The sequence below is a fragment of the Pelotomaculum schinkii genome, assembly GCF_004369205.1.
In the GTDB taxonomy this organism is placed as follows: domain Bacteria; phylum Bacillota; class Desulfotomaculia; order Desulfotomaculales; family Pelotomaculaceae; genus Pelotomaculum_C; species Pelotomaculum_C schinkii.
The window spans coordinates 537,180-562,834 of record NZ_QFGA01000001.1; the positions used below are offsets into that span (position 1 = coordinate 537,180).

Here is a 25,655-nt window from a genome sequence, read left to right on the forward strand (position 1 = left end):
TTACCTCACTTAATAAATAGCTACTTTTAGAAGCTGAATAATTTATTAAAAAGTGATTTTTTACCTGCAGCTGCGGAAGCTGTTTCAGCAGCCGTTTCAAATTCCGCGGCCAAAGCCTTGATGCTCTGGGTAATCCTGCTGTTAGCGCTGGTTATGACAAACGGATGTCCCTTATTTATTGAAGACAGAACCGTTTTCTCATCGAAAGGTAATATGGCGGCCGGCGGCGCGTTCAGGTTTTTTTGCAAATCAGCAAGCTTTACCCCAAAATCCTGTGTGGATTTGTTCAGAACCAGCTTGACTTTGTGGGACTGGTTCAGTGTTTCCAGAACCTCAAGGTCTGTTTTGACATGTTTGATGGACGGCAGGTCGCGGGTAAAGATTAAAATTATGTCATCGGCCATTTCCAGAGCACTTAGATTCAAGTCATTAAAGAGCGGTGATGTATCAACAACGACGTAATCGTGATTAGCCTTTAACATGGTGAGTATATCAACCACATGGGCAGCAGTAATCAATTCGGCCTGCTCCGGGCGAAATGGAGCGGGGAGGACCTTGACCCCTGACATGTGCGGCGCTAAATAACTATTAAGGAGGGAGTATTCCAACTGCTCCTCTTCCTGAACCATTTCAGCAATGGTACCCCTGGGGGTAAGGTTCAACATCACTGCATCGTCACCGCCCTGCAGATCCAGATCCACCAAAGCCACCTTTTTTTGGGTTTCCTGAGCCAGGCATACCGCCATATTACAGGAAACCGTACTCTTACCGACACCACCTTTGCTTGAGAAAACAACGATTATTCTCTTGTCCGGAGGTTCCGGCTCAGTTTGTACTGCCGCAGGCGGCGGCACTGTGTTACGGTTGGGTCTAATTTTATAGCTGCTGCTGGCGCGGCGTATGGTTTCAGCCAGTTCATTGCAGCTGAAAGGCTTGACCAAATAGTCCCTTGCACCCGCAGCCATGGCCTTTCTCAGGTATTCCGGCTCCCCCTGAATAGAAATAATGACAATAGCGGTCTCAGGTATCTGACTGGATATTTTTTCGGATGCCATAATCCCGTCCATACCAGGCATGTTGATATCCATGAGTACTACGTCAGGCTTTAGATTTTCTGCCATTCTGAGGGCTTCTTCCCCGTCCCCCGCCTCTCCGACAACCGAGATGTCTTCCTCAAAGTATAGTAACCGCTTGATATCCTCCCGGACGTTGGCGATATCGTCAACAACGAGTACGCTGGTCTGGCTCATGTTATGACCTCCTTTAACGCACCAATTGGTTAGTTCTAATCGATGGCAGGTTAATGATATCCTGGTCGGTAGCCGAGCGCAGGCCTAACCTGATTGTACCTTTTTCCGAACAGAGGATTAGCGGTTCGGCTTGTTCCGGCGTCACCTGTAGAGTAATGGTATGATCACTTGCAGTAGCCGCATTTTTCTTGGCATCTTGACCGGCGGCCGTCTGGATAGCCGACTGGTCGACGCTGAGCACGTCCACGTTCTGGATGAGAAGGCTGTTGACACTTGCTTTTTCCTGATTCTGCCCTTGCAGGTCAAAGGTTCCGAAAACATCTACCCGGTCACCCGGCTTAATCAGCCCTGCGACACCGGAAACCTGGTTCACCGCTATTGTAACGGCCCTTTTCCCGGGCTGGACGACAAAGGATAGGCCGTCGGAGTCTTCTTTGTCTTTGGCCAGCTTATCCCTTAAGACCTGTTCCCCCGGCAGGATATCAGACTTGACAATTTTACCGGTGACTTCATTGATGTCCACCGCCGCCCTATCGTTAACATACTTGGCGGGGATTTCTTTTAACTCAATCATTTGTGATGCAACCTGGGTCCTGGCCGGTATACGTTGGCGGGCGGTTACTACTTTAACAAAATCGCCTTCTACCACGTAAGTCCTTTTTAAGCCATCTAAAAACGCATAGATGCCGCCGGCCGCGGCCAGGCCGACAACGACGGCCAGGATTAGAATTATTTTGTTTTTCACTTTATTTACCGCCTCGTTTATTCAATTAATTTGGCTCCCTGCAGGCCGTAATCGGTCTGCCCGGGAGAGGTTTCTCCATCTATAACCAGCCTGATAAATGCGCCCTCGATATAGCTCTGCGTTCCCTGGCCGGTTACCCGGTCCACCAGGAAAGCAGCAAATCCGGATATGGTAATATTTTTAATCTGCCCACCTGCTTCATAGTTCTCTCTGTAAACAGGTATAAATAGTATCCTGGGACAACCCGGATCAAAATGAGCAGGTGTGCAGGCCGGGGTATGCGTGCAGAGGTCCATCCGGTAGTCAACGGCGCGTTTGGTCGGGTTGGACATGTTTCCAGTTTCCGTATTAACTACATCTCCCACCTTGAGTTGTCCACTATACCCGTATTTAAGATTATCTTCGTAATTTGAAGCGCCGTTCCCCCCCAGGGAAAGTGCGCCAAAAGTCCCCGGACCTAACGGTGGCGGGTCTTCGCTGTTCGCTCCTACCTTCAAAGTGTAAGATGCCCCGAATTCAAAAGGCTTGTCAGGTACGGCCAAAGGAGCCGCCCCATTTAAGGCGCGGATGCCCGAGAGGCCTGCTGTTGCCGTCGCACTCACGGTGCCCGAGTTGATACCCAGGACTCTGGCAAAGGCAAATTCCACCTGCCTTGCGGCGGATACCGTCAGCTTTGTATTTGGGTCGCCCAGGTATTCCCCCACCTGTGGTTCCAATGGGTTGGCCCCGTTTTGCAGGGCGTAGTTCACAGCTACGGCTTTTGCCTGGTCCGGGTTTACCGGAAGTTCGTGAACCCCAGCCAGCGCAGCGGCATCCACGGCATTGACAAGTCTTTGTTTGTTGAGGGCAAGCAGCCCGACATCGGCTACCAGGGCCATAAAGCCGGTAAAAGCCACCATACCGGCAGCTACTAAAACCAGGGCCATGCCCCGCTGGTCACTGGTAAAGCGCCAAAAGATTTTTTTAAATCTTTTCATTAACCCACCTCATTTTCACTCTACCCTCATTGTGGTTGAGGTCGTTAAGGGGAACGGGTCCGGCAGAACCGCGTCAAGGAGCGGGGTGATCAAGCCTATAGAATAATTGACCTGGACTGTCAGCGGGACACCCCTTACCCGGGAACTTTGGGCCGGTTCAATTGAAATTTGAGAGTCTGTAAGTCCCAGTGAAACAGACGCATCTTTTACCTTTGTTCTGATTGCGGTATCGTCTAAACCAACGATACCTGCCCGGGCGCCCTCCCTGGCAGCGTTTGTTATGAGCAGGTAGGAGTGAAAGATCCGTCCAAATTCGACCGTACCCATAACCAACATAATCAAAATAGGGAGTACCAGCGCCAGTTCCACCAGCGCCTGCCCCTGTTTGTTCTTAATCAATTTTTTAATAAGCCGCATTAAGATCACCTCACGAAATATGCGGCGGCAGCGCCAAGAGCAATAGCCGCGCCGTAAGGGATGGTAACCGCTGTTTGGCCGTTGTCGTCAATAACCTTTATTCGTGGCGCCCCTATAGCCAGGTAATATATGTTATATCCAATATTTTTTAAGATAGACAGCATCTTTTTTTGTTTTATCAAATAGACTGCCGACATGACCCCACCCACGATAGCGCCTGCGAGAAAAGCGATTACCACAAACTCAGGCCCCTTTAAAACCCCGATAATACCCAATAGTTTTACATCTCCCGCACCTATACCGCCCATCGCGAAAGGGATGACCAGCAGGGCAATCCCCAAAAGCAAGCCCTGGACCGACCACCAGCCCAGGTCCAACCCACCGGTCAGAAGGTAGTAGAGCAAGGCCGAAACACAGGCGGGCAGAAGAACAAAATTATAAATTTTTCTTGCGGTAATGTCTGTATATACGCAGACTGCCAATACAACAAATAAAACAATCTCAATAAACATGTTTAATTCCTTATGTGTAACTTTTCAGTGAACCCGGCGGTGGAAGCATGGCGTTATCAACGCTCACTCCAGTGCTCCGCGCCGGCAGCACCACGGCTCGCTTCGGACCGAACAAGTGCCTGGCTGAGTGCATCTTCCAAACTTTTAATCAGGGCAAACTGTCTTTACGTTTGCGCTAAAATCCAAATTCTTTGACGGCACTTGCCCGATTTAAAGCGTGCAGCTTTGACTTAAAAGTCCTTTTCGTAACAGATAGAGGAAACCTGAAGGATAAATTTACGGACTTTTAAGTCGCTGCACTTATGGCGCTGCAAAGGCGGCGGTAGACTGGTTATAAAAGGAGCCTATTAACCTCTAAGATACTGATACTCATATACGCCACTTTGGTAGACCGCTGGTTTCGCGCCGCAAGTTCGGTTACCCTCAGCTTCGCCGGGTGCTGCTAACGGCTAGGCTGCGTCGTTCGCTAATGATAACACCATGCTTTCACCTGGTTGACTGAATATATACCCTTATGTATTTAGAGTATGGCCCTACTCAAGGAAGCTCAAGTAGGGCCGATAATAAGACTATTAATGCTGGTACTGCGATTCGATATGAATTATTCTGTTGTTTCTGGTGTTAGTTCACCATTGACCTCTGTTAATTTGTCCCTAATACCCTCGCCCAACGTCGTCAGGGCAGCGACAACAATAACGGCAACCAGGGCGAGAATCAACCCGTATTCAGCCATCCCCTGACCGCTTTCTTCAACCATCAGCTTCTTAAAAACATTGATCACTATCCTACACCACCTTTCTTTTGAGATTTTTAACTCAATTTGCCTGGCTAATTGAGACAATCGGTTGTTTTGTTATACGCACCAATGATTCCCTCCGGCAGGACTTTGAGCCCCGCTATAACTACTAACGCTACCAGCATCAGGATAAATGCGTATTCCACTAACCCCTGGCCTGTTTCTTCCCTGAAAAATTTCCCAACCAGGTTCGTCATATCCTTTATCCTTCCTTTCCCTGCTGGCTTGATGAGATAATCTTACCACCTGTCTGTTGTTATGACATGATTCTCCAGTCTCATTTTATAAACGTCAAAATCCAGCTTTTTTGGGGACATAGGTCCTATACTTTGACAATAATTTCACTCATAAACTACAAAAACCCACGTTTGCCGCGGGCTTTAAGTTCATGTTAGGAATGAGGTTATTGACGCTTACCGATTAGAGCTTGACCAGTCTGTTTTTTACTGCATGGATGGCTGCCTGGGTCCGGTCCTCTACCCCCAGTTTTTGAAATATGTTGGTCAGGTGGTTCTTTACTGTTTTCTCGCTGATAAATAATTTCTTGGCAATGGCACGGTTGTTTTCCCCGTGCGCAACCAGTCTCAACACATCGAATTCACGCCTGGTCAGTCTCTCTGACGAGGTCCCAAGTTGGTTTTGAGATGACAGCCGGGCATATTCATTAAACATTTTGGCCGTCATGGACGGAGTGATAAATGACTCTCCTCTGGCCACCCCCAGAATGGTTTGGATTAAAACGCTGGGGCTGATATCTTTTAAAATATAGCCGGACACTCCCGCCTTGATCAATTCAAAAAGGTATTCCTCCTGGTCATGGATAGTCAAGGCAATTATACCGATCTCAGGTTTCTCATTTTTAATCGCCCGGGTAGCTTCAATTCCGTTGGTAACCGGCATATTGATATCCATCAGAATCACGTCCGGCTGCATTCGGAAAGCCTGTTCAACGGCCTGAGCGCCATTTTCGGCCTCACCCACAACTTTGATGACCTCTTCGGTCGATAAAATTTTGGTTAACCCTTCTCTAACCAGAGCATGATCGTCGACGATCAACACCTTTACTTTCTCCATAGAACCGGTTTCCCCCCAAATAACGAAGTTATGACAAGCATTAATAGTCTGTAGGGACCGAAACACATAATGCCGTACCATTACCGGGAGAAGAGGTGATACTCATCTCTCCTTTTAAAAGCTGCACTCTCTCCCTTATGCCAACCAGACCGTATCCCTCAGCGGACCGCTCTACCATCACCTTATCCTGCTCAAAGCCGAGACCGTCATCCTTGATATGTATATTTATCTTGTTCTCAAGCACTTCTACCTTAACCAGAGCATTGTTAGCCTGGGCATGCTTTCTAATGTTGGTTACCGCTTCCTGCACAATTCTGAACAAAGCTACCTCGACAGAAGTGTCCAGTCGTCTCGGCTGCCCAAAGAAAAGAAATTCTATTGGGTGTTCGTTCTGCAGCCTGCAGTCGCTGAGGTATCTTTTTATAGCGGGAACCAACCCCAGGTCGTCCAAGACCATGGGCCTTAAGTCAAAAATGATTTTTCTGACGTCCATGAGGCTCATGCGGACCAGTTCCTGTAAAGCGACCAGCTCTTCCCTGACTTTAGCCGGGTCCAGGTCCAGAAGTTTCAGGCAATACTCCGCCCTCATTACAATATTGGCCATGGATTGAGCCGGGCTGTCGTGAATTTCCCGCGCCAGCCGCTTACGTTCTTCTTCCTGGGCTTTGATGATGCTCAGGGCAAGGTGCTGCGCTTGCCGGTACTCGCCAATTTTCGAACTGAGGTCATTCAGCCCACTACCCAGAAAACTGTAAACAACACCGACCTGAGCGATTATTTTTTCAGCCCGCGCTACAGTCTCCCGAAACTGTTGCAAGCTCTTTTCAATTTGAGCGCATTGCTGCTCTAAAGCCTTTTCTTTCTCACCCAGCTTGAATATTTCCAATTGGAGGTTATAAGTATGGTCATAAACGTTTTTAATAACCTCGTCGGTATACTTGTTAAAATTTTTCTTAATTTCCATCAAACGCAGAGTGGCTTTTTTCCCTTTATAGGATAAATCATCCACCTGCGCCCGAACTTCCAAAAGTTCCTTTTTAACCCTGGTTAACTCTTCTGTCAGCCTGGCAAACTCCAGGCGTGAGTTTTCCAAGACATTGTATACCTGAATTTTCCTGCGATCAAGCGCATCCAGCGTATCCTTAAATATTTGATTGAGAATCCGGTCGAGTGCATTAATGTCTAACATTAGTCGGACCTCTTTACCTTTTCGATAGATATTCGATAAACTCTGGATTAATCATTCCTTTATACGAAAGATTTTGCAACCTTATTTATATATTTTTTAATAGTGCAAGTAAATAGTACAAAAGGCCCAAGTTATGTAGGACCTTAAAAAGGGCTCGTGGCTGCCCGATCGGGGTTAAAGGAGATGGCCATAATATTTTATAATTAATTGATTGAGTTAGAGGATGGTGCTATAATTTCACCCATGAAGAGAAAAACAAGGGTAAAACTGGCCAGGCTCAGCAGAGCCGGGAAAAAAGTCTCAATAAGGCTGGCGGGCATTGCCACCGGCGCCGCCTTAATTGCAATTTCGATCAACGCCTTTATTATCCCCTACGGGCTGCTGTCGGGGGGAGTGTCGGGCCTGTCCCTGATGATCAATTATCTTACCGGCTTTCCTGTCTACCTTGGTATTTTTCTCATAAATCTACCTATTTTTATCTGGGGTCTGAAGGAACTTGACCACAAGTTTATCATTTACAGCGCCGCAGGAACAATCGTGCTCATTCTCGTCCTGCCTCTATCCAGACCATACATACCTGTATACGGGCTTGACCTGTTCCTGGCCTCCCTTTTCTCCGGCATTGTCACAGGTCTGGGCAGCGGCATCGTATTAAAATATGGAGCCTCCACCGGAGGAACCGATATCATATCTATGATCGCGAAAAAAAAGAAGAACATTTCCGTTGGGGCTACTTCCTTCTATTGCAACATCGCGGTGTTGCTCCCCTCACTGTATTTTTTCGACCTGAAGATTGCCATGTATACCGCCATCAGCATGTGGGTTGGGGGGAAAGTTATCGACACGGTTATAGAAGGGTTTAACCACAACAAGTCAGTCATGATCATCTCAGATAAAAGCTCTGAAATTGCTGACCGCATCATGCATGAAATGCGCCGGGGGGTAACCTACCTGGAGGGTCAGGGAGCATATTCAGGACAACCAAAGCTAGTGATTAGCTGTGTCGTCAGTCATTATGAAATCCCCAGGGTCAAAGAAATCGTGCATTCAATTGATAAAAAGGCTTTCATCTATATCACCGAAACGGTAGAGGTAAAAGGTAGAGGTTTCACCTGGTAACTAACCGGTTAAGCTCAACACCTCAATAATTGGAATAGCCAGGCCTATAACCTTCTCCTTACCGTTCTCGGTACGATGCATAGTGCCAAAGACCACCCCGACCACTTGACCGTTCCGGTTGTAGACCGGGCTTCCGCTGTTTCCCGCATAAATAGGGGCGTCAATGGTGAATACCTGCTCTGCTTTGCCCCTAACAATCAGGTACTCTTGCACCGTGCCTTCAACAACAATATTGTTGAGTGAAAGCGGGTTGCCAACTACCCTGATCCTGTCACCTGGCTGGGGCGCGCACCGTGCATCCAGGGCAACCACCGGCAACTCGGCGCCGTCGAGGTTTATTACCGCCAGGTCATATTCCGACCTGCCGGACCAGTTAACGGCTTTGAAAACTCTGCCGTCAGGGAATTCCACCACCACGTTTAGCGCGTCCTCAACCACGTGGTGATTGGTGACAATTACCCCCTGCGGGTTGATATTAAACCCAGTACCGCGCTTCTGCTCCACTGTGATAGAGGAACCATTTTTACGTGCCACCACCTGGACCTGCACCACAGCCTGCATCATTTCATTATCTATATCTTTTTTCAGGTGAAGCGATTCGGTAATTAGCTCAGCTAACGGAGCGTTCCCGAATGACTGGAGGGATGTGGCAGCAACAAGACCGATAAAAGCCAAAAGCGTTATTAGTGCAGCAAACCTAAAAAGAGCCGGCCGGCCGGCAGTATTTTCTTCACCGTCAGTATTTTCCTCTGCATAGCCATCTTCAAGCCCATAGTAATCTTCTTCCCTGTCCATGGTACACACGCTCCGGGAGCAAATTTGGGAGGCCAAGGTTATCATATCCGGAAAACGTCAAATAGTCCAGTTGCTGTCGATATGTTAACAAATATTAATAGCATAAAATCAAACAGGGCTCGACCGGATAGCCAAACCCCGTTTTGATATGCTAAATTTTTATACGCTGGGCCTGTCAGGGGGGGTCAACTTCCACCTTTTCTTGGAGTTGGCCGCCTTGCCCATATCCCATGTTTCCTTATAGCCCATTGTTGCAGTCGACGGGACTTTACATCCCTTTAAAACACCTTTCACCCTTTTGCCCATAAGCGCCTCCCTTTCTTTAAGTTAAAGGTTGCCCCTGAACGGCAAATGAAATGCGCCGTTTTAAAGTGAATTAATGACACAGGTTAAAGTCAAATCCCTTAATTTACAGACTTCATGGCTGTTGACAGGTCATTAATAATTATGCTATAGTATCTATGCGGTTTTCGCCGGAATAAATTTAATTGTATGCGGCAGTGGCGGAATTGGCAGACGCGCAAGATTCAGGTTCTTGTGCCCGTAAGGGTGTGAAGGTTCAAGTCCTTTCTGCCGCACCAATATTTTTTTCAGGGTTAGAACACTTACACAGGGTTCTAGCCTTTTTGTTGTCACCCTCTAATATTGCCGATATTTAAAATTTACGCCCAATCAAAATTATGGTACAATTACCTTAAAAAAGGAGAGTGAACGATGAAACTCTATTGGCTTTGCGAATATGCTCAAAAAGGTGAATTTAAAGTAGCTAAAGATACCGATGATTTATTTCAAAAAAAAAGTGAAGAGATTAACAAGGAATTTTCCTGGGTTAAAGATAATTTTGAGTGCACAGAAATTTGTGAAGTCGATGGATATAAGATTGTGTTGGAAAAAATTAACAAATCAACTGACGGGTTGGAAGGCAAAGTCTGGATTGAAGAAATTCAAGAAACTTTTAAATAAATTATAAACCTCCCCAAGTAAATATTCAGAAATACTTACTTCAAAAATTCACAGCTCTACATGCGGCAGTGGCGGAATTGGCAGACGCGCAAGATTCAGGTTCTTGTGTCCGTAAGGATGTGAAGGTTCAAGTCCTTTCTGCCGCACCAATTAAAATCAAGGCTTCCGGGTTCGGGGGGCTTTTTATTTTATTGTTGCGGCAACTATCACCTCATGAAAGCCCGGACCAGATGTGCGGCAAAGTAGGTCACAGCAGCCAGGCAAAGCCAGAAACCCGCCAATATCTCCAGCTCCCCGTCCTCCCTCTCCAACCAATCCAATAACCGGTCGATCAACACGAAGTCCGTATAACACGCATACTCTTCTTTAATTCTCATAACTCTATCCATCAAGACGCCCCCTTGTCGTACATATGTTTGTTATCATACTACATCAGAACACGTGTTCTGTCAACAATAAAACACAAGCATTAGCCCGATTAAAGTAAGTTAAATATAATTGTCACCTTTTTCAACACGGCTCAATAATATTTTTCGGAGGGGGTGATAATTTTGAAGAAAAAGGCTGATGCAATTTTTGAAGGTGGCGGCGTTAAAGCCTTCGGTATGCTAGGCGCTCTTTTTGAAGCCGAGAGGCGGGGTTACCAGTGGGTAAACGTGGCTGGCTCTTCTGCCGGCGCAATCATCGCAGCCCTGGTTGCGGCGGGGTATTCGGCGCTTGAAATTAAAGAGCAGATCTGGAAACTTGATTTCAGATACTTAAAGGATGTTGACTGGGTGGGACGAATACCCATTATCGGTCATGCGCTTAACCTGTGGTTCAAGCACGGTCTTTACGTGGGAAATCACCTGGAAAGCCTGATCCGGGGATTATTGGCCGCAAAAGGGATTGTCACATTTAAAGACCTTGTCCAGAAAGAGTATGACAGCGATCCTATCCGCCACTACAAACTTGTTGTTACCGCCACAGATGTCACCAGGCGCAAGCTGTTAAGGCTGCCCTACGATTTCATAGACTACGGTATTGATCCTGACAGCATGGAAGTATGCAAGGCAGTAAGGATGAGTTCCTCACTTCCCTTCTTTTTTGAACCCTGCCGCATTGTTTCCAGCAGTTTGAAAAATAGACAGAAACTAAACTATTTAATTGATGGTGGAGTACTCAGCAATTTTCCAGTCTGGGTATTCGACGACGATGATGTCCCCGCCTGGCCGACTTTTGGCTTTAAAATTGTGGAGGAAGATCAAACCGAACCCTCGCGCATCAACAACCCCTTCGACCTTTTCAAAGCCATACTTTCAACTATGCTGGAAGCTCATGACAAAATCCATGAGTCGAACCTCAAAAGCAGCCTCCGCACCATTTCAATACCCTCGCTTGGGATTAAGACTACTGATTTTGACACCATCAACAAGGAAAAGGATGCGTTATTCGAGGCCGGAGTACAAGCGGCGGTAGGTTTCTTCGAGGGCTGGAACTTTGAAGCTTTCAAACTCCAGTGTTGCAATTATCCACGTCTTCACACACTACCCAACTTGCAGCTTTTGCATAATAAGCCTGCGTCAGGCGCCCGTAAAAAGGTTTGACTTTTAGATCAGCCAAGGTTAAGATTATTTTATATTTCCCCATATTTCGTGGGAATATCGCATACTCTATATGCGTAAGCAAAGCTGGCCGCCAGCTTTAATTTTTTTGTTAAAGGGGAGAACTATGATGCTTGCGGAGCTTAAGAAGACTGAATCAAAGGGGAACCGGGTCATAGTTACCGTCGTGGGGCCGGACTGCGTGGGCATTATCGCCGGAGTGGCCCAGGTACTCGCGTCAAACGGCATTAATATTCTGGACATCAGCCAGACCATTTTGCAGGAATTTCTGGTGATGGTCATGGTTGCGGATATGTCCGGCAGCCCTGTGGACTTGAGCACCTTAAAGGAAAGATTGGCCGCAAAGGGACTTGAACTGGGTGTGAGGATCGATGCTCAGCACGAAGATGTCTTCAAATTCATGCACAGGATTTAGCCGGGGGGGAATAAGATGCTCACCTTACAGGAGATAATGGAAACTATCAAGATGGTGCAGGAGGAAAACCTTGATATCCGCACGATTACCATGGGTATCAGTCTGCGGGACTGTGCCGGACCGGACTCCCGCCAGACGAGGACCAAAATTTATGACAAAATCACGAGACTGGCCGGCCAACTGGTCAAAACCGGGGAGCAGATAGAGCGCGAATACGGCCTGCCCATTGTCAACAAGAGGATCTCGGTGACACCCATGGCCCTGGTCGCCGAAAGCAGCGTAAAGGGTGATATGGTTGACTTCGCCAGGACCATGGACGATGCTGCCGCCGCTGTCGGGGTCAATTTTATCGGCGGCTATTCCGCGCTGGTGCATAAAGGGTTTACCGGAGCCGACCACCGCCTGATCGACAGTATCCCTGAAGCGCTGGACGTCACAACCAGGGTTTGCTCCTCCGTAAATGTGGCGACAACTCATGCCGGAATAAATATGGACGCGGTATACCGCATGGGCCAGGTTATAAAAAAAACCGCAGAGCTTACGGCTGACCGGGACGGGCTGGGATGCGCCAAGCTGGTTGTTTTTGCCAATGTGCCGGAGGACAACCCTTTTATGGCGGGGGCCTTTCACGGTATCGGCGAGCCGGAGTGCGTCATCAACGTCGGTGTAAGCGGTCCCGGTGTAGTAAAAAAGGCGGTTGAAACTGTTAAGGGAGCAGACTTTGGAGTGCTGGCCGAAACTATCAAGAAAACCGCTTTCAAGATTACCAGGATGGGTGAGTTGGTAGGGCGAACCGCCGCAGAAAGACTTGGGGTTCCCTTTGGCATTGTCGACATATCGCTGGCTCCCACCCCGGCGATCGGGGACAGCGTTGCCGAGATCCTGGAAGCAATGGGCATTGAAATATGCGGTACGCACGGGACCACGGCCGCGCTGGCCCTCTTGAATGACGCTGTTAAAAAAGGCGGCGCCATGGCCTCATCCTACGTTGGAGGCCTTTCAGGGGCTTTCATTCCTCTTAGCGAAGACGCCGGCATGATCCGTGCCGCCGAGGCTGGCGCTCTTACTCTGGAAAAGCTTGAGGCTATGACTTGTGTATGCTCGGTCGGGTTGGATATGATCGCCGTACCAGGTGATACACCGGCAGAGACAATCGCCGCGATTATTGCAGATGAAGCAGCCATAGGCATGATTAACAAAAAAACCACCGCTGTACGGATGATTCCCGCGGTGGGTAAAAAAGTGGGCGATTACGTCGAATACGGCGGCTTGCTGGGCAGTGCCCCGGTGATTCCTGTAAAGCCGTTTTCACCCGCTGATTTCGTGCGGCGTGGCGGTAGAATACCCGCCCCTATCCAAGGCTTGACCAACTAAGCTGCCGACAATAGAAATTACGGCTTTTGATATGGATATGGTCAGGCTACTCCTGAACCATTTTGACCATAACCTTCCTCCGTCTGGGACCGTCGAATTCGCAAAAATACACACCCTGCCAGGTCCCCAACTGGAGCTTTCCGCCGCTGATAAACAGAACAAGGCTAACCCCCACCAGCGACGATTTGATATGGGCGGCCGAGTTGCCTTCACTATGCCTGTAGCCGTCATCAAAGGGTACCAGCTTGTTAAGTTCCATCAGCATGTCGGCCGCCACCGTGGGGTCGGCATTTTCATTTATAGTAAGGCCGGCCGTGGTATGCGGAACATAGAGCAGGCAGGTACCTTCCGCTACTCCGCTCTGGGCAACCAGCCGGCCGACCGCTGAGGTAATATCCAGTAATTGCGTCCGTTCACGGGTGTTGACGTCCAGTGTATAGGTTCTTGAACTCATACCCTCTTGCCCCTTTGCGTTAAAGCCGGTAACCCCGGTGCAACGTTTCCTAAATCCCTTTATGATTCAAATTATTCATGTTATAACCAGGGACTAAGAATCTCTTATGCCCAGGTTAAAGGTTAGTATCTCCAGGTTAACGGAAAGGTCAACATTCCTATACACAATGTGCTCAGGCACATTAAGTGAAACGGGAGCAAAATTGAGGATTGCGTGCAACCTGTTTTTTACCATTAAATCGGCAACATCCTGGGCTGATTTGGGGGGAACAGCAATTATTCCGATACGTACCTTATGCTTATTGATAATATCCGGCATCTTCTCCGGCGGGTAGACATCCAGGTCCCCGACCTTTCTACCAATTTTATTAAGGTCATTGTCAAAAACGCCAACGACGGAAAATCCCCGGCTGTTAAACCCCCGGTAGGTTGAAAGGGCGTAGCCGAGGTTTCCCGCCCCAACCAACAGCAGTGGCCAGGGTACGTTCAGACCGAGAATTTTTAAGGTATAGCGCATGAGGTCCTGTACATTATAGCCTACACCACGGGTGCCGAACTCACCAAAGTACGCTAAATCTTTTCTAACCTGAGGTGGGCTTACCCCTACCCCTTCGGCAATTTCATTAGATGATACGGTAATTATGCCTTTTTCGTCCAGCCGCTCCAGAAACCTGGAGTAAACCGACAACCTGTTAATAGTTGCTTCGGGCACCCTTTGGGTTTTCATATTACTCCTCCACCAGGTATGTGTTCCCCTCTCAACAAGGGTATTACTAAATTATCCCAACGTGCTGGTTTTCACAAACTTGTAGCACTGTTTTATTGTAAATGATCCGCATGAAAAACGTCAAACCCTTTTGATAACTTCAGTGGATATGTTCATTAAAAAAAACAAATAAGCCACCCTATCATAGCAAAGGGTGACTTATCGAATAATAGCTTACTTGGCTACAACAACAGCGGTACCGCTTGCTGTTACCATCAGCATCCCTTCCCTGATTACCTCGTAATCCAAATCAACTCCCACCACCGCATTGGCTCCCAAGGCTTGCGCCTGCTGGGACATCTCTTCAAGCGCGAGCTGCCTTGCTTGGGCCAGTTTTTGTTCATAGGCACCGGAGCGGCCGCCCACAATATCGGTAATACTGGCAAAGAGATCCCGCACGATATTGGCGCCCATAATTGCCTCACCAGACACGATGGATAAATACTGCAGTACCGGTTTACCTTCAATGGTTTGTGTTGTGGTTAAAATCATCTAAGTCCCCCCTTAGAATTATTATACCCTCTCTTCGTCAACAAATCTTCCACCCAGTAAAATAAATTCGCTGCCTTTTACCAATCTACTCCAAGGTAGTCTCGACTATCTCATGGACTGCAGGGTTGCCGGCCATTGCTTTCTCAAGCAGACCCTAGACGGACTACAGTCCAGAGCAACTCTTTTCATGCTGCAGCGTGTGGCCATAGCCGGCCCCCACGCGGCGTCCGGATTTTTCAACATCCATGACCGCCCTGGCGTAGCTTTCCTCCGGCGTATCGTTCAGACCGATTTTGCCCGGATAAATGGCGTAATCCTCCCGGTACTTGGCCGGTGTCATGTTTGGCATAATAACGTTGGCGCCACATTGTAAAACCTTTACCCTGCCCAGCGGATCAATCGTCGCTGCCGATGTTGTCGCGGGCAGGTGCGCGCGCGGCATAGCCAGCCGGGCAACGGCCAGCGTCTTCAAGGTCATTGCCAAGGTCCCACCGGCCTCCCCGGCTAGAGGTGTCCGGCTGCTTGGTATAAAGGGACCGATTCCGGCCATTTCTATACCCATCCTGCGAAACAGCAGGATATCATCCGCCAGAGTTTCTAAAGTCTGCCCGGGCAAACCCACCATGTTGCCGGAGCCGACCTGGTATCCCAGCTCCGAGAGCCACCTCTGTCTTTCCAATCGCTCTTCCAGGAATGTGCCTGGACGTAAGCGGGCAAAAAGGCGCGGGTCGCTTGTTTCATGCTTTAATAAATAGCGGTCCGCCCCGGCCTTCCTAAATAGGGTGTAATCCTGGCGGGAACGGTCCCCGACGGAAAGCGTGATCGCAACATCATTGTCCTTCTTGATGGCCCGGATAATTCCGGCCAGCATTTCTCCCGAATAATACCCTTCCTCGCCTGATTGCAGCACGATGGTGCGACAACCAAGTGCAGCCGCCGCGCCGGCGCTCTCGATGATTTCCCAAGGAGGCATACGGTACCTGGCAACTTCCAGGTTATCCTTGCGCAAGCCGCAATAGGAACAGTTCCTGGCACAGTGATTGGAAAATTCAATGATACCCCGCAAATGGATTTCATCCCCTACAAACCTGGCCCGCGTCTTATCTGCCAGATGAAAGAGGGCGATACTTTCCTCATCGTCCGCGCTGAGCAGAGCCACCAGGTCCTCCCTGGTCAGTTCCAGGAACTTGGCGGCACGCTCCAACACTTCCAAGAACTTTTTTCTCAACTTAATTCACTCCAGTCTCAATTTCGTCCAGCAGCTGAAGCGCAGAGGGGAAGGGTGATAGAGCCCTCCTCAATATGCCGTGCACGTGGGCAATCAGCACCCCGTAATTTACCACCGGCGCCCCGGCGCTGTTGGCCTGTATAATCCGGTGCAGCATTTCCTTACGGTTAATCATGCAGGCCCCACAGTGAACAATCAGGTTGTACTGCCCCAGGTCAGCCGGCAGCGTATTTCCGCTGGACCAGTCGAAATGCAGTTCTCCTCCCGCCTTTTGGCGCAGCCAGCGGGGAATTTTTACGGTGCCGATATCGTCCGATACCCGGTGGTGGGTGCAGGCCTCGGCAACAAGAACACGATCCCCGGGCTTCAATCTGTCAACTGCCATCGCCCCTGCCACCAGCGCCTCCAGATTCCCCTTGTAACGGGCAAACAGTATGGAAAATGAGGTCATCATCACGTCTCCAGGAGTATCAGCGTCCACTTTCAAAAAAGCCTGCGAGTCCGTAACTACCAGCTTGGGTTTGGAGGAAAGCCCTGCCAACGCTCTCTTAAGTTCCCTTTCCTTGACTACCAGGGTAATGGCGTCATTATCCAGGAGGTCCCTGATAGTCTGCACCTGGGGCAGGATGATCCTGCCTTTGGGGGCTGCCAGGTCTATGGGAACTACCAGCACCACGGTATCGCCCGGGTCAATCAGGTCCCCGAGGATAGTTGGCGAGGTCCACTCCTTGGGCGCAGCCTTGATGATTTCCTTTTTTAAACCCTCGATGCCCAACCTGGTCACAGCGCTTACCGGCACAACCTTAATCCCCAGGATTTCCTCCACTGCCTCCGACCCGGCCTCCTGGTTAAGATCCATCTTGTTCAAGACTCCGACTACCGGCACTCCCTGCTCTGCGGCTTTCTTGATCAAATCCTTCTCATATTCCCCGGCGCCCTGTACCGGGTCGATTACCAGGAGCATCAAGTCAGCCTTGTGAAGTACGGCAATTGTCTTCTGAATACGCAGGTCGCCCAGTTCGCCCACGTCGTCAATACCGGCTGTGTCAATTATCACCACGGGACCTACCGGCAGGATTTCCATCGACTTGTAAACGGGGTCGGTAGTTGTGCCCGGAATGCTGGATACGATAGCGATTTCCTGGTTGGTCAACGCGTTGATCAGGCTGGACTTGCCGGCATTGCGGCGGCCGAAAATAGCGATATGGAGCCTATTTCCCCGCGGTGTGTCATTTAAACTCCCCACACTCATCTTTTATCCCTGCCTTTTTTCAGGTATTTGGTCCCGGCCACACCCGGCCTGGTAAGTTCACCAGGAGTAAAAATAGCTGCCAGGTCTTCTGAGGTAAATAATCCTGATTCTATGACGACTTCCCTTAAATTCTTGCTCTCCCGCCTGGCTTGCTTAACTAGTTCCGCAGCTTGACCGTAACCCAGGTGGGGAGTTAAGGCGGTAATAAAACCGTGGCTTTCTTCCAGCCAGCGACGGCACCTGGCCTCATCCGCCATGATCCCTTTAACACATTTTTCGTTTAAGATGTTAACCGCATTGATCAGCATTTCCAAGGACTGGAGCAGGGTATGAGCAATGACCGGCATAAAGGCGTTCAATTCTAAACTACCCGCCGCTGCGGCTGCCGCAAGGACCTGATCGTTGCCCATCACCTGGAAGGAAACCTGGGTAATCATTTCAGGAATCACCGGGTTTACCTTGCCTGGCATGATCGATGACCCGGCCTGTATTTCCGGCAGCTTGATTTCAGCCAGACCTCCGAGGGGGCCTGAGGAAAGAAGCCTCAGGTCACCGGCCATCTTGGCCAGGTTTACCGCCGCCGCTTTTAAAAGACCGGACACCTCCACGAAGACATCGGTATTCTGGGTCAGGTCTATGGTATTCTCAGAACGTGCTAAACCGTACCCGGTTATAGCTCGAAGTTCTTCAATAACTGAGTAGATATAATGAGGATTGGCGTTCAAACCCGTACCCACCGCAGTACCACCCAGGTTAACCTGACGCAGCCTCTCTTCGACCTTATAAAGGCGCCAGCGGTCTCTGGCAATGGCTTCGGCATAGGCGCTGAATTCCTGCCCCAGCGTAACCGGCACTGCGTCCTGCATCTCAGTGCGGCCAATTTTTAATATCCCTGCGAACGACGCCTCTTTTTCCTGCAGGGCGCCCTGGAGATCAGCCAGTACCTCGCTGAGGTCCAGGACCCTGCCAATGGCGGCAACCCGCAGGGCGGTCGGATAGACATCGTTTGTCGACTGGGATAAATTTACGTGCTCCAAAGGGTCAACCAGCAGGTAGTCCCCTTTTTGCCCCCTGAGGAGTTCTATGGCACGGTTGGCAATCACTTCATTAACGTTCATGTTGGTGGATGTCCCCGCCCCGCCCTGAAAGGCATCAACAATAAACTGGTCGGACAGTCCACCGCCAGCTACCTCGCCTGCAGCCTTGACGATGGCTTCGCCAATCCTGCGGTCCAACAGTCCCGCGCTCATATTGGCCTCTGCCGCTGCCTGCTTGACCTGGGCCACCGCTCTGATTAGGAAGGGGTTTGTTTTAAATCCGGATACCGGAAAATTGCCGGCCGCACGAACGGTATGGATGCCGTAATAGGCTGCCTGTGGAACTTTTACTTCACCAAGCATATCCTTTTCAATGCGAAACTCCACTTAACGGCCCTCCAGTCTAACCTTTTGTCAATAGCGCTGTTTTTACTTTAACTCCGGTAAGGCTGCCAAGCTTACCGGTCATAGCGCCAATCTCGTCCGTAGATCCGTCCACAATCAGGGAGATAATCGAGAGATTGCGGTCCCGGTAAGGGACCCCCATCCTCCCCACAATCATTTCTCCATACTCACTCAGGACCGTGTTAATCCGGCGGGAAGCATCCTCTCTGCTTTCCACCACGATCCCGATCACACCAATGCGCCTGTCCATATGAATCCCCCTATATTAAACTTGCCACGGCGACCTGCGGGCTTACAACGCAAACATAACCTTCAACAATAATAAAGCCCTTTTCTCTTGTGCGAAAAAGGGCCTAAAAGTGCTGTCACTTCTCCTTGAGAGCAGGGGATTTCCCTTCTTCGCAGAATCTTTTTGACCCTCCGGGACGGTTTCGCCCGTACCCGTCAGGCTTATGAATTTTTACTTGTAAACATTATACTCTTTATTGCCATAAAAACAATCAGCCAATTCTTAAACTTTATTTTAATTTAATTCGCAGACAATCATACCTATCGCGGTGCCACGTATCATGAAAATACCAGCCGATGCAGATGCGATTTTAATCGCACACGGCGCGCCAGCGCCGCACTTGGGCATCTAATGCAACTCTTGTGCGAATGAATTCGCCCTACATTTTCAGGTTGGAGGATATATTCCTCATACCATCATTTATCTAAAATTGTTCCATATGCATTTACTTATAGAAGTCTACTTTTCCATAGCTGTCTTGAAGGAGTGGCGCGCAGCCTCCACTGTCTCGTCGATTTCGCCGTCGCCGTGGACTAAGGACATAAATGCCGCCTCAAACTGCGAGGGAGCCAGGTAGACCCCCTGTTCCAGCATCGCCTTAAAGAAGGCCGCATATTGAGCAGTATTGGAAGTACAGGCTGAAGCATAGTCCTTAACGTCTTGCCCGGTGAAGAAACAACACAACATTGAGCCAACCCGGTTAAGACACACCTCTGCCCCGGCTTCCCCGGCAGCCTCGGCCAGACCGCTCGCAAGGGCTTGAGAACTCTGTTCTAGCTGCTCGTATACTCCCGGTTGCCGGATTATCTCCAGGGTGGCAATGCCGGCGGTAACAGCCAGGGGATTGCCTGACAGGGTCCCCGCCTGGTAGACCGGACCGGATGGGGAAACTCTCTCCATGATTTCACGTTTTCCGCCATAAGCCCCTACTGGAAGCCCACCGCCTATGATTTTACCCAGGCAGGTTAAATCAGGAGTAATGCCGTAAAGCTGTTGGGCTCCCCCATAGGCGACACGAAATCCGGTCATGACCTCATCAAAAATGAGAAGGCTCCCGTAAGTGCTGGTAAGGTTGCGTAGACCCTCCAAAAACCCTGGGGCCGGCGGGATGACCCCCATGTTGCCGGTAACCGGCTCGACAATGACTGCCGCGATATCCTCGCCTTCCAGCTTGAAAATTTCGTTAAGACCGTCGAGGTCGTTGTAATTGGCAATAATGGTGTTAACCGCCGAGCCGGGCGGTATTCCAGGGCTGGTGGGAGTCCCCAGGGTCAAAGCGCCGGAACCTGCTTTGATCAGCAAAAAGTCGGCATGCCCGTGGTAGCACCCTTCGAATTTAACAATTTTATTGCGTCCGGTGTACCCCCGGGCCAGCCTTAGAGCGCTCATGGTGGCTTCCGTCCCGGAGTTAACCAGACGGACCATATCTATCGAGTGAACAGCTTCCACAACCATGGCAGCGAGGATATTTTCTAATTCCGTTGGGGCTCCGAAACTGGTGCCGACCTCCCGCAGACATCTTTCCAGAGCTTCAATTACATGGGGATGCCGGTGGCCCAGGATTAAAGGGCCCCAGGAACCCACATAATCGATATATGAATTGCCATCAGCGTCATAAATATGCGCGCCTTCACCCCGGCTGATAAAGACGGGATTTAAACCAACAGATTTAAAAGCTCTGACCGGGCTATTTACACCGCCGGGAATGATCTTAAGCGCTTCTTCGTAAAGAGCAACTGATTTGGAGAAGTCTTTTGGCACTTTTAGAAAACCCCTTTCCTTATTCAAAGTAGCGCATGCTGCTTTTTTTCAATTCAGCAGTGCTGAATAAAAGACGGTATTTTTCCAAGCCTGCGGCCCTGGAAATTCTCTCCGCCACCTGCAAACATTCCTCTCTGGTCTGTCCATGCACCATCGTATACAGATTGAAAGGCCACCTGGGGTGGCGGGGCCGCTGGTAGCAATGGGTTACCTCTTCAAAAGCGGCCATAATCCTGCCGGCCTCATGAACCTGACTGTCAGGAACATCCCATACTACCATGGCGTTGGCCACGTAACCGAGATCCTGATGGCGCACGGTAGCCCCAAAACGCCTGATCAGGCCTTGGTCAACAAGCCTTTTTACGTCCATTATGAGGGTCTCCTCGGACATCCCCAAAACTTGTGCCAGGGCCTGGAAAGGACGGCTAACCAACGGCAAGCCCTCCTGTAGAACCCGAACTATTTGTCTGTCCTGTTCGCTCAGCTCCAAAACTAACACCTCAGTCGAGATCGAAGTTCACCCTTATTTTATAAATATTTTCAGCGGGAAAGGTCATGATTTCTTGTATACCGGTACGTTCCCTGATCCCTTTTAAAGTCTCCGCCAGCTTTTCCTCGGAAGGAGCCAGCAGTGTAAACCACATATTGATTGGGTCTTCTCTCAAGTAGTTGTGGGTCACTCCAGCAAATGAATTGACCACTTTAGCCACCTCATCGATGCGCTCTGCAGTGACCTCCATGGCACATAGAGCCCCACTGTAACCCAGTTTCCTGGAATCAAAAACCCCGCCGAGGCGGCGGATGACCCCGTTTTCAATCAGCAGCCTTAGCCGTGCGATTACCTCAGTTTCACTGAGGCCCAGCACTTCTCCTACCTCCCGGTAGGGTTCGGGAACAATAGGCAAACTGGTCTGGATAAGCCTGAGAAGCTTCCTGTCCGTCTCGTCAAACACCATGTTCAATATCCCCTTCGCCCGTGGTAGATACACCACGGCTCTTCAGCCATATAGTCACCGTGGTAAAAGTAGGCACGGGCCCGACAGCCGCCGCATACCTTTTGGTACCGGCAGCTTCCGCAGCCTCCCTGGTAGTCCTCGGTGCGGAGCTTTTTAAATATCTCCGCTTCCCGCCAGATTTCCCCAAAGGGTGTTTCTCGGACATTCCCGGCCGGCAAATTCAGGTAGGCGCAGGGTTGCACAATACCCTTGGGACTGATGATGCAATAAGATATCCCGGCCAGACAGCCCTTGCTGAAACGGGTCTTGACCCCCATCTGGTCAGCAACGCGCATAAACTGTGGGGCGCAGGTCGGTTTCAACTCGATTTTAACTTCAGCCTGTTTTTGCATAATCCGGCGCAAGAGCTCCTCATACTGTTCAGACCTGAGCGATTCGGCCTCAATATTAACAGCGCGCCCGGTAGGGACCAGAAAAAAGATGTGGTGGCCAATGGCTCCCATCTTCACAGCAAAATCGGTCAGCTTTTCCACTTCCGGCATATTCCAGTCCATCACTGTGGTATGGAGCTGAAAAGGCAGTCCGGCCTCGCGGCAGGCCAGCATGCCGTCGACCGCGCCCTGCCAGGCGCCTGGTGTGGCGCGAAAATCATCGTGACGCACGGAGTCGACACTGTCGAGACTGATGCCCATGGCCATCGCCCCGGCTTTCTTCAGCTTCTGAGCTGTTCCCCCCGTAATCAGGGTACCGTTGGTCCCGAATACAGGCCGCAGACCCATCTCGCGAGCGTGGCTCACCAGATCAAAAATATCATCTCGCATCAACGGCTCGCCACCGCTGAATATCATTATTTTAAAACCTGCCCCGGCAATCTGGTCAATCAGGGCCAGGCCTTCCTCAGTGCCGAGCTCCTCTTCGGCCTTGGCCCCGGCATCCCGGTAGCAGTGCTTGCAGTACATGTTACAGGCATTTGTTGTATTCCAGGAAATTATCACAATAAACCTCCGTATAAAAGTCGTAGGTCGTAAGGCGTAGGGCGTAAAACCAATTGTTTAAGGAAGAGGTGTATTTTTTGTTTATTAGTTAAAGTACAGGTTAAATCTTACTCAAAAGTCATAAAGCGAAGGAAGAAAATTTTTTACGTTTGGCAAAACATACAGTTGCAAAAAATACTACTTTTTCAAAAGTATTAAAATGTCCTTATATCTTACGCCCTACGACCTAAGCCTTACGCCTTTACCGTGGATTTGCTACAACTTAGACTTTCCCGTATCTCACTTACAAGAGATCTTTGTCCCACTTATAACCCTTTTATCCACTTGGCAGCGTCGATGGCGTGGTAGGTGATGATGATATCGGCGCCGGCCCGTTTAATGCCGGTGAGGGTCTCCAGTACGATCCTGCGCTCATCCACCCAGCCATTTGCGGCCGCAGCTTTGACCATGCTGTACTCACCGCTGACATTATAGGCCGCTACGGGATAGTCGCACGCATCCTTGACCCGGCGAATTACATCCATATAGGCCAGGGCCGGCTTGACCATGACAATGTCGGCCCCCTCTTCGATATCCAGCCGGACCTCGCGCAGCGCCTCGGCTGCATTGGCAGGATCCATCTGATAGGCCTTCCTGTCTCCGAAGCGGGGGGTTGAGCCTGCCGCTTCCCGGAACGGACCATAGTAGGCGGAAGCATACTTGGCAGAATAGGCCATAACCGGTATGTTTTCATAACCTCCGGCATCCAGCGCAGCTCGTATGGCGCCTACCCTGCCGTCCATCATGTCCGAAGGGGCAACCATATCCGCGCCCGCTTCCGCGTGAGAAACCGCAGTCCTTGCCAGCAGCTCCAGGGTTGGATCGTTCAGTACGCAACCGTCTTCAACGATCCCGCAGTGTCCGTGGCTGGTGTACTCACAGAGGCAAAGGTCGGTGATTACCATTAGTTCCGGGTACTCTTTCTTGACAGCCCGCACCGCCTGCTGGATAATCCCATCATCGGCGTAAGCCTCAGAACCAACTTCATCTTTTGCAGCAGGAATCCCGAAGGGCATTATGGCAGGGATTTTTAAGCCAACAACTTCCTGAAGAACTCCCAGCAGTTGATCTATTGAATAATTGCAGATACCGGGCATGGCCTCCACGGGACGGGCAACTCCTTTTCCGTGGGTCACGAAAACAGGGTAAACCAGGTCGTTAACGGACAGGCTGGTTTCACGCACAATTCGCCGTATATTCTCGCTAAGTCTGAGCCGCCTGGGGCGTTGTACAGGAAAAGGCATCCAAAATACCCCCTATTTCAAGTATGTCTGTGCAAAGCTTGCAATCCAACAAAAAAATATACAGCATCAGTTTTTTTGACCAATCTCCTCCGCAGTCAGGTAGCAGGCGGGGTCATACTCCCAAAAATCCCCCGTAACTGCCTCGGCCCGGGCCCTGAAATTGCCGTTGCAGATGTCCAGCCAGCGGCATTGAGCGCAGCGCCCCTTGAGCAAGGATCTACGGTTTTTCAAGCCTGCTAAAATTGGCTGGCCGGCGTCGGTCCAGATATCGCCAAACTTGCGTTCCTTGACGTTGCCGAAGGTGTGGTTCTGGGTAAACTGGTCCGGGTGGACATTGCCATACCAATCCACAGCGCCGATGGCAACTCCAGTCCGGTTCCCCCCGTTGAGCCGCAAAAGTTTAAGCGCCTGTTCCGCCCTGACGGGCTCCGTTTTCTTAAGTTTGAGGTAAATATATACACCGTCGGCATGGTTGTCAACGGTCAGTATTTCTTTTTTCAGACCACGGCGGTAAAAATCCAGGGTCCTGTCCATGATCAAATCTAAGGCCGCACGGGCCTCCTGGCGGGTGACATCCTCTTCCACCATCTTGCTGCCGCGTCCGGCATAGACAAGGTGGTAAAAACAAACACGGGGGATATCCTCCTGCTCGACCAGGTCGAAAATATCGTTCAAGTCTTTATAGTTATTACGATTGATGGTAAAGCGAAGCCCCACCCGTTGGCCTGCCGCAATACAGTTCCGAATCCCTTTCAAGGCAGCGTTAAAGGCGCCCCGGCGCCCGCGAAAGCGGTCGTTGTTTTCCCCAATCCCGTCCAGGCTGACGCCGACATAGCCTACTCCGATATTTTTCAGAAAGTTTACAGTATCAGGCTCTAGAAGGGTGCCGTTGGTGGAAATAGTGGGTCTGATCCCCTTGCTTGCAGCGTATGAGGCCAGTTGCAGCAGGTCTTTTCTCAGAAGGGGCTCACCACCGGAAAAAAGGAGAACCGGGACCTTGAACTCAGCCAAGCTGTCAATAAAGCGCAAGGCCTCGCCTGTGGTTAGCTCCCCCTCATAATCTTTGGCTTCGGAATTTGAGTAGCAATGCCTGCATTTTAAATTGCAGGTACGGGTGCAATTCCACACCACCACCGGACCATGTCCCGCGGTTGTCCCGTGTACCTGGCCTTGCGAGTCCTGGCTATAGCGGAGAGAATCACCAAAATACTCCGTATCACATAAAAGCTTGGTGACACTGATCATTTAACCACACCTTTACGGTTCAATATTTGGGAAGCAGGGGGAAGCAGGGGGACGGTTCTTTTGCTTCCTTGAAAATAGCTGCACAGTTGTTCAGCTCACAGAGGGAACCCCAGAAATGCAGGTGCGAATTCATTCGCACAAATGTTACATTAGCTCCCCAAGTCCGGCGCTCACGCGCCGTGTGCGATTGAAATGGCGCCTACATCGGCTGTTGTTTTCTGATGCGCCGGCGGCGTGGGCAACTACTTAAAAACTAATCAGTA

General features: G+C 50.1%; 31 protein-coding genes and 2 tRNA genes. 8 read left to right on the plus strand and 25 right to left on the minus strand.

Annotated elements, in window-relative coordinates; all coding sequences use genetic code 11:
- Positions 1-26: 26 nt before the first annotated feature.
- From Psch_RS02640 to Psch_RS02660, 5 genes are read right to left on the minus strand one after another with little or no spacing between them, the layout of a single operon-like run.
- On the minus strand, positions 27-1,250 hold the full coding sequence (locus Psch_RS02640) for a CpaE/TadZ family protein (protein ID WP_190239036.1): 1,224 nt from the start codon (positions 1,248-1,250) through the stop codon (positions 27-29).
- Positions 1,251-1,263: 13 nt separating this feature from the next.
- Positions 1,264-1,995 (minus strand): Flp pilus assembly protein CpaB, encoded by a 732-nt coding sequence (cpaB, locus tag Psch_RS02645; protein ID WP_190239037.1) that lies wholly within the window; start codon positions 1,993-1,995, stop codon positions 1,264-1,266.
- Between the two features lie 17 nt (positions 1,996-2,012).
- A complete protein-coding gene (locus tag Psch_RS02650; RefSeq protein WP_190239038.1) occupies positions 2,013-2,972 on the minus strand; it encodes a pilus assembly protein TadG-related protein in 960 nt (319 codons plus the stop codon).
- Positions 2,973-2,987: 15 nt separating this feature from the next.
- On the minus strand, positions 2,988-3,389 hold the full coding sequence (locus Psch_RS02655) for a TadE/TadG family type IV pilus assembly protein (protein WP_190239039.1): 402 nt from the start codon (positions 3,387-3,389) through the stop codon (positions 2,988-2,990).
- 5 nt (positions 3,390-3,394) lie between these two features.
- Complete coding sequence (locus tag Psch_RS02660) at positions 3,395-3,901, minus strand: A24 family peptidase (RefSeq protein WP_190239040.1); 507 nt, start codon at positions 3,899-3,901, stop codon at positions 3,395-3,397.
- A gap of 47 nt (positions 3,902-3,948) precedes the next feature.
- Here Psch_RS02660 and Psch_RS21345 point away from each other — a divergent pair, with 47 nt between their 5' ends.
- A complete protein-coding gene (locus tag Psch_RS21345) occupies positions 3,949-4,080 on the plus strand; it encodes a hypothetical protein (protein WP_282432415.1) in 132 nt (43 codons plus the stop codon).
- Positions 4,081-4,502: 422 nt separating this feature from the next.
- Here the strand turns inward: Psch_RS21345 and Psch_RS02665 are convergent, their stop codons facing one another.
- From Psch_RS02665 to Psch_RS02680, 4 genes are all read right to left on the minus strand, one after another.
- Positions 4,503-4,682: a Flp family type IVb pilin gene (locus Psch_RS02665; protein WP_190239041.1), complete on the minus strand. Its 180-nt coding sequence runs from the start codon at positions 4,680-4,682 to the stop codon at positions 4,503-4,505.
- Between the two features lie 47 nt (positions 4,683-4,729).
- The gene (locus tag Psch_RS02670; protein WP_190239042.1) at positions 4,730-4,894 is read right to left on the minus strand and encodes a Flp family type IVb pilin; all 165 of its coding nucleotides are present in this window, start codon (positions 4,892-4,894) and stop codon (positions 4,730-4,732) included.
- Positions 4,895-5,117: 223 nt separating this feature from the next.
- Complete coding sequence (locus Psch_RS02675) at positions 5,118-5,771, minus strand: response regulator (RefSeq protein ID WP_190239043.1); 654 nt, start codon at positions 5,769-5,771, stop codon at positions 5,118-5,120.
- Positions 5,772-5,811: 40 nt separating this feature from the next.
- Complete coding sequence (locus Psch_RS02680; RefSeq protein ID WP_134217444.1) at positions 5,812-6,960, minus strand: sensor histidine kinase; 1,149 nt, start codon at positions 6,958-6,960, stop codon at positions 5,812-5,814.
- Between the two features lie 243 nt (positions 6,961-7,203).
- On the opposite strand from Psch_RS02680, the gene Psch_RS02685 reads away from it, so the two are divergent.
- A complete protein-coding gene (locus Psch_RS02685; protein WP_134217443.1) occupies positions 7,204-8,079 on the plus strand; it encodes a YitT family protein in 876 nt (291 codons plus the stop codon).
- Here the strand turns inward: Psch_RS02685 and Psch_RS02690 are convergent, their stop codons facing one another.
- On the minus strand, positions 8,080-8,874 hold the full coding sequence (locus Psch_RS02690; protein ID WP_190239044.1) for a S1C family serine protease: 795 nt from the start codon (positions 8,872-8,874) through the stop codon (positions 8,080-8,082).
- A gap of 159 nt (positions 8,875-9,033) precedes the next feature.
- Positions 9,034-9,180: a hypothetical protein gene (locus Psch_RS02695; protein ID WP_190239045.1), complete on the minus strand. Its 147-nt coding sequence runs from the start codon at positions 9,178-9,180 to the stop codon at positions 9,034-9,036.
- A 188-nt stretch (positions 9,181-9,368) separates the two neighbouring features.
- Here Psch_RS02695 and Psch_RS02700 point away from each other — a divergent pair.
- The 3 genes from Psch_RS02700 (at position 9,369) to Psch_RS02710 (ending at position 9,986) form a co-directional block, all read left to right on the plus strand.
- Positions 9,369-9,455: transfer RNA gene (locus tag Psch_RS02700), tRNA-Leu, on the plus strand.
- Between the two features lie 133 nt (positions 9,456-9,588).
- On the plus strand, positions 9,589-9,837 hold the full coding sequence (locus tag Psch_RS02705) for a hypothetical protein (RefSeq protein ID WP_134217441.1): 249 nt from the start codon (positions 9,589-9,591) through the stop codon (positions 9,835-9,837).
- Positions 9,838-9,899: 62 nt separating this feature from the next.
- Positions 9,900-9,986: transfer RNA gene (locus tag Psch_RS02710), tRNA-Leu, on the plus strand.
- A 57-nt stretch (positions 9,987-10,043) separates the two neighbouring features.
- On the opposite strand, the gene Psch_RS02715 is transcribed toward Psch_RS02710, so the two are convergent.
- Positions 10,044-10,226 carry a hypothetical protein gene (locus Psch_RS02715; RefSeq protein WP_134217440.1) on the minus strand — a complete coding sequence of 61 codons (183 nt, stop codon included), beginning with the start codon at positions 10,224-10,226 and terminating at the stop codon, positions 10,044-10,046.
- A 162-nt stretch (positions 10,227-10,388) separates the two neighbouring features.
- On the opposite strand from Psch_RS02715, the gene Psch_RS02720 reads away from it, so the two are divergent.
- From Psch_RS02720 to Psch_RS02730, 3 genes are all read left to right on the plus strand, one after another.
- A complete protein-coding gene (locus tag Psch_RS02720) occupies positions 10,389-11,423 on the plus strand; it encodes a patatin-like phospholipase family protein (RefSeq protein WP_134217439.1) in 1,035 nt (344 codons plus the stop codon).
- 127 nt (positions 11,424-11,550) lie between these two features.
- Positions 11,551-11,856: an ACT domain-containing protein gene (locus Psch_RS02725; protein WP_134217499.1), complete on the plus strand. Its 306-nt coding sequence runs from the start codon at positions 11,551-11,553 to the stop codon at positions 11,854-11,856.
- A gap of 15 nt (positions 11,857-11,871) precedes the next feature.
- A complete protein-coding gene (locus Psch_RS02730) occupies positions 11,872-13,230 on the plus strand; it encodes a PFL family protein (RefSeq protein WP_190239046.1) in 1,359 nt (452 codons plus the stop codon).
- Positions 13,231-13,276: 46 nt separating this feature from the next.
- Here the strand turns inward: Psch_RS02730 and Psch_RS02735 are convergent, their stop codons facing one another.
- The 13 genes from Psch_RS02735 to nirJ1 form a co-directional block, all read right to left on the minus strand.
- Positions 13,277-13,684 (minus strand): secondary thiamine-phosphate synthase enzyme YjbQ, encoded by a 408-nt coding sequence (locus Psch_RS02735; protein WP_134217314.1) that lies wholly within the window; start codon positions 13,682-13,684, stop codon positions 13,277-13,279.
- 93 nt (positions 13,685-13,777) lie between these two features.
- Complete coding sequence (locus Psch_RS02740; protein ID WP_134217315.1) at positions 13,778-14,410, minus strand: redox-sensing transcriptional repressor Rex; 633 nt, start codon at positions 14,408-14,410, stop codon at positions 13,778-13,780.
- 213 nt (positions 14,411-14,623) lie between these two features.
- A complete protein-coding gene (locus tag Psch_RS02745) occupies positions 14,624-14,941 on the minus strand; it encodes a YbjQ family protein (RefSeq protein WP_134217316.1) in 318 nt (105 codons plus the stop codon).
- Positions 14,942-15,104: 163 nt separating this feature from the next.
- Complete coding sequence (gene hydE / locus Psch_RS02750; RefSeq protein WP_134217317.1) at positions 15,105-16,169, minus strand: [FeFe] hydrogenase H-cluster radical SAM maturase HydE; 1,065 nt, start codon at positions 16,167-16,169, stop codon at positions 15,105-15,107.
- A 1-nt stretch (position 16,170) separates the two neighbouring features.
- On the minus strand, positions 16,171-17,421 hold the full coding sequence (gene hydF / locus Psch_RS02755) for a [FeFe] hydrogenase H-cluster maturation GTPase HydF (protein ID WP_134217318.1): 1,251 nt from the start codon (positions 17,419-17,421) through the stop codon (positions 16,171-16,173).
- Entirely contained in the window at positions 17,418-18,845 is a 1,428-nt protein-coding gene (locus Psch_RS02760) for an aspartate ammonia-lyase (protein ID WP_134217319.1), read from the minus strand. The genes hydF and Psch_RS02760 overlap by 4 nt, the downstream gene beginning before the upstream one ends.
- Before the next feature lie 16 nt (positions 18,846-18,861).
- Positions 18,862-19,113: a TM1266 family iron-only hydrogenase system putative regulator gene (locus Psch_RS02765; protein ID WP_134217320.1), complete on the minus strand. Its 252-nt coding sequence runs from the start codon at positions 19,111-19,113 to the stop codon at positions 18,862-18,864.
- A 498-nt stretch (positions 19,114-19,611) separates the two neighbouring features.
- Positions 19,612-20,913, minus strand: a complete 1,302-nt coding sequence (gene hemL / locus Psch_RS02770; RefSeq protein ID WP_134217321.1) for a glutamate-1-semialdehyde 2,1-aminomutase — start codon at positions 20,911-20,913, stop codon at positions 19,612-19,614.
- A gap of 19 nt (positions 20,914-20,932) precedes the next feature.
- Positions 20,933-21,403 (minus strand): siroheme decarboxylase subunit beta, encoded by a 471-nt coding sequence (ahbB, locus tag Psch_RS02775; protein ID WP_134217322.1) that lies wholly within the window; start codon positions 21,401-21,403, stop codon positions 20,933-20,935.
- 10 nt (positions 21,404-21,413) lie between these two features.
- Complete coding sequence (gene ahbA, locus Psch_RS02780; RefSeq protein ID WP_134217323.1) at positions 21,414-21,869, minus strand: siroheme decarboxylase subunit alpha; 456 nt, start codon at positions 21,867-21,869, stop codon at positions 21,414-21,416.
- A gap of 2 nt (positions 21,870-21,871) precedes the next feature.
- Positions 21,872-22,864, minus strand: a complete 993-nt coding sequence (nirJ2, locus tag Psch_RS02785) for a putative heme d1 biosynthesis radical SAM protein NirJ2 (protein ID WP_134217324.1) — start codon at positions 22,862-22,864, stop codon at positions 21,872-21,874.
- Positions 22,865-23,169: 305 nt separating this feature from the next.
- Positions 23,170-24,147: a porphobilinogen synthase gene (gene hemB, locus Psch_RS02790; RefSeq protein WP_190239047.1), complete on the minus strand. Its 978-nt coding sequence runs from the start codon at positions 24,145-24,147 to the stop codon at positions 23,170-23,172.
- Between the two features lie 66 nt (positions 24,148-24,213).
- Entirely contained in the window at positions 24,214-25,392 is a 1,179-nt protein-coding gene (nirJ1, locus tag Psch_RS02795) for a putative heme d1 biosynthesis radical SAM protein NirJ1 (protein WP_134217326.1), read from the minus strand.
- Positions 25,393-25,655: the final 263 nt, after the last annotated feature.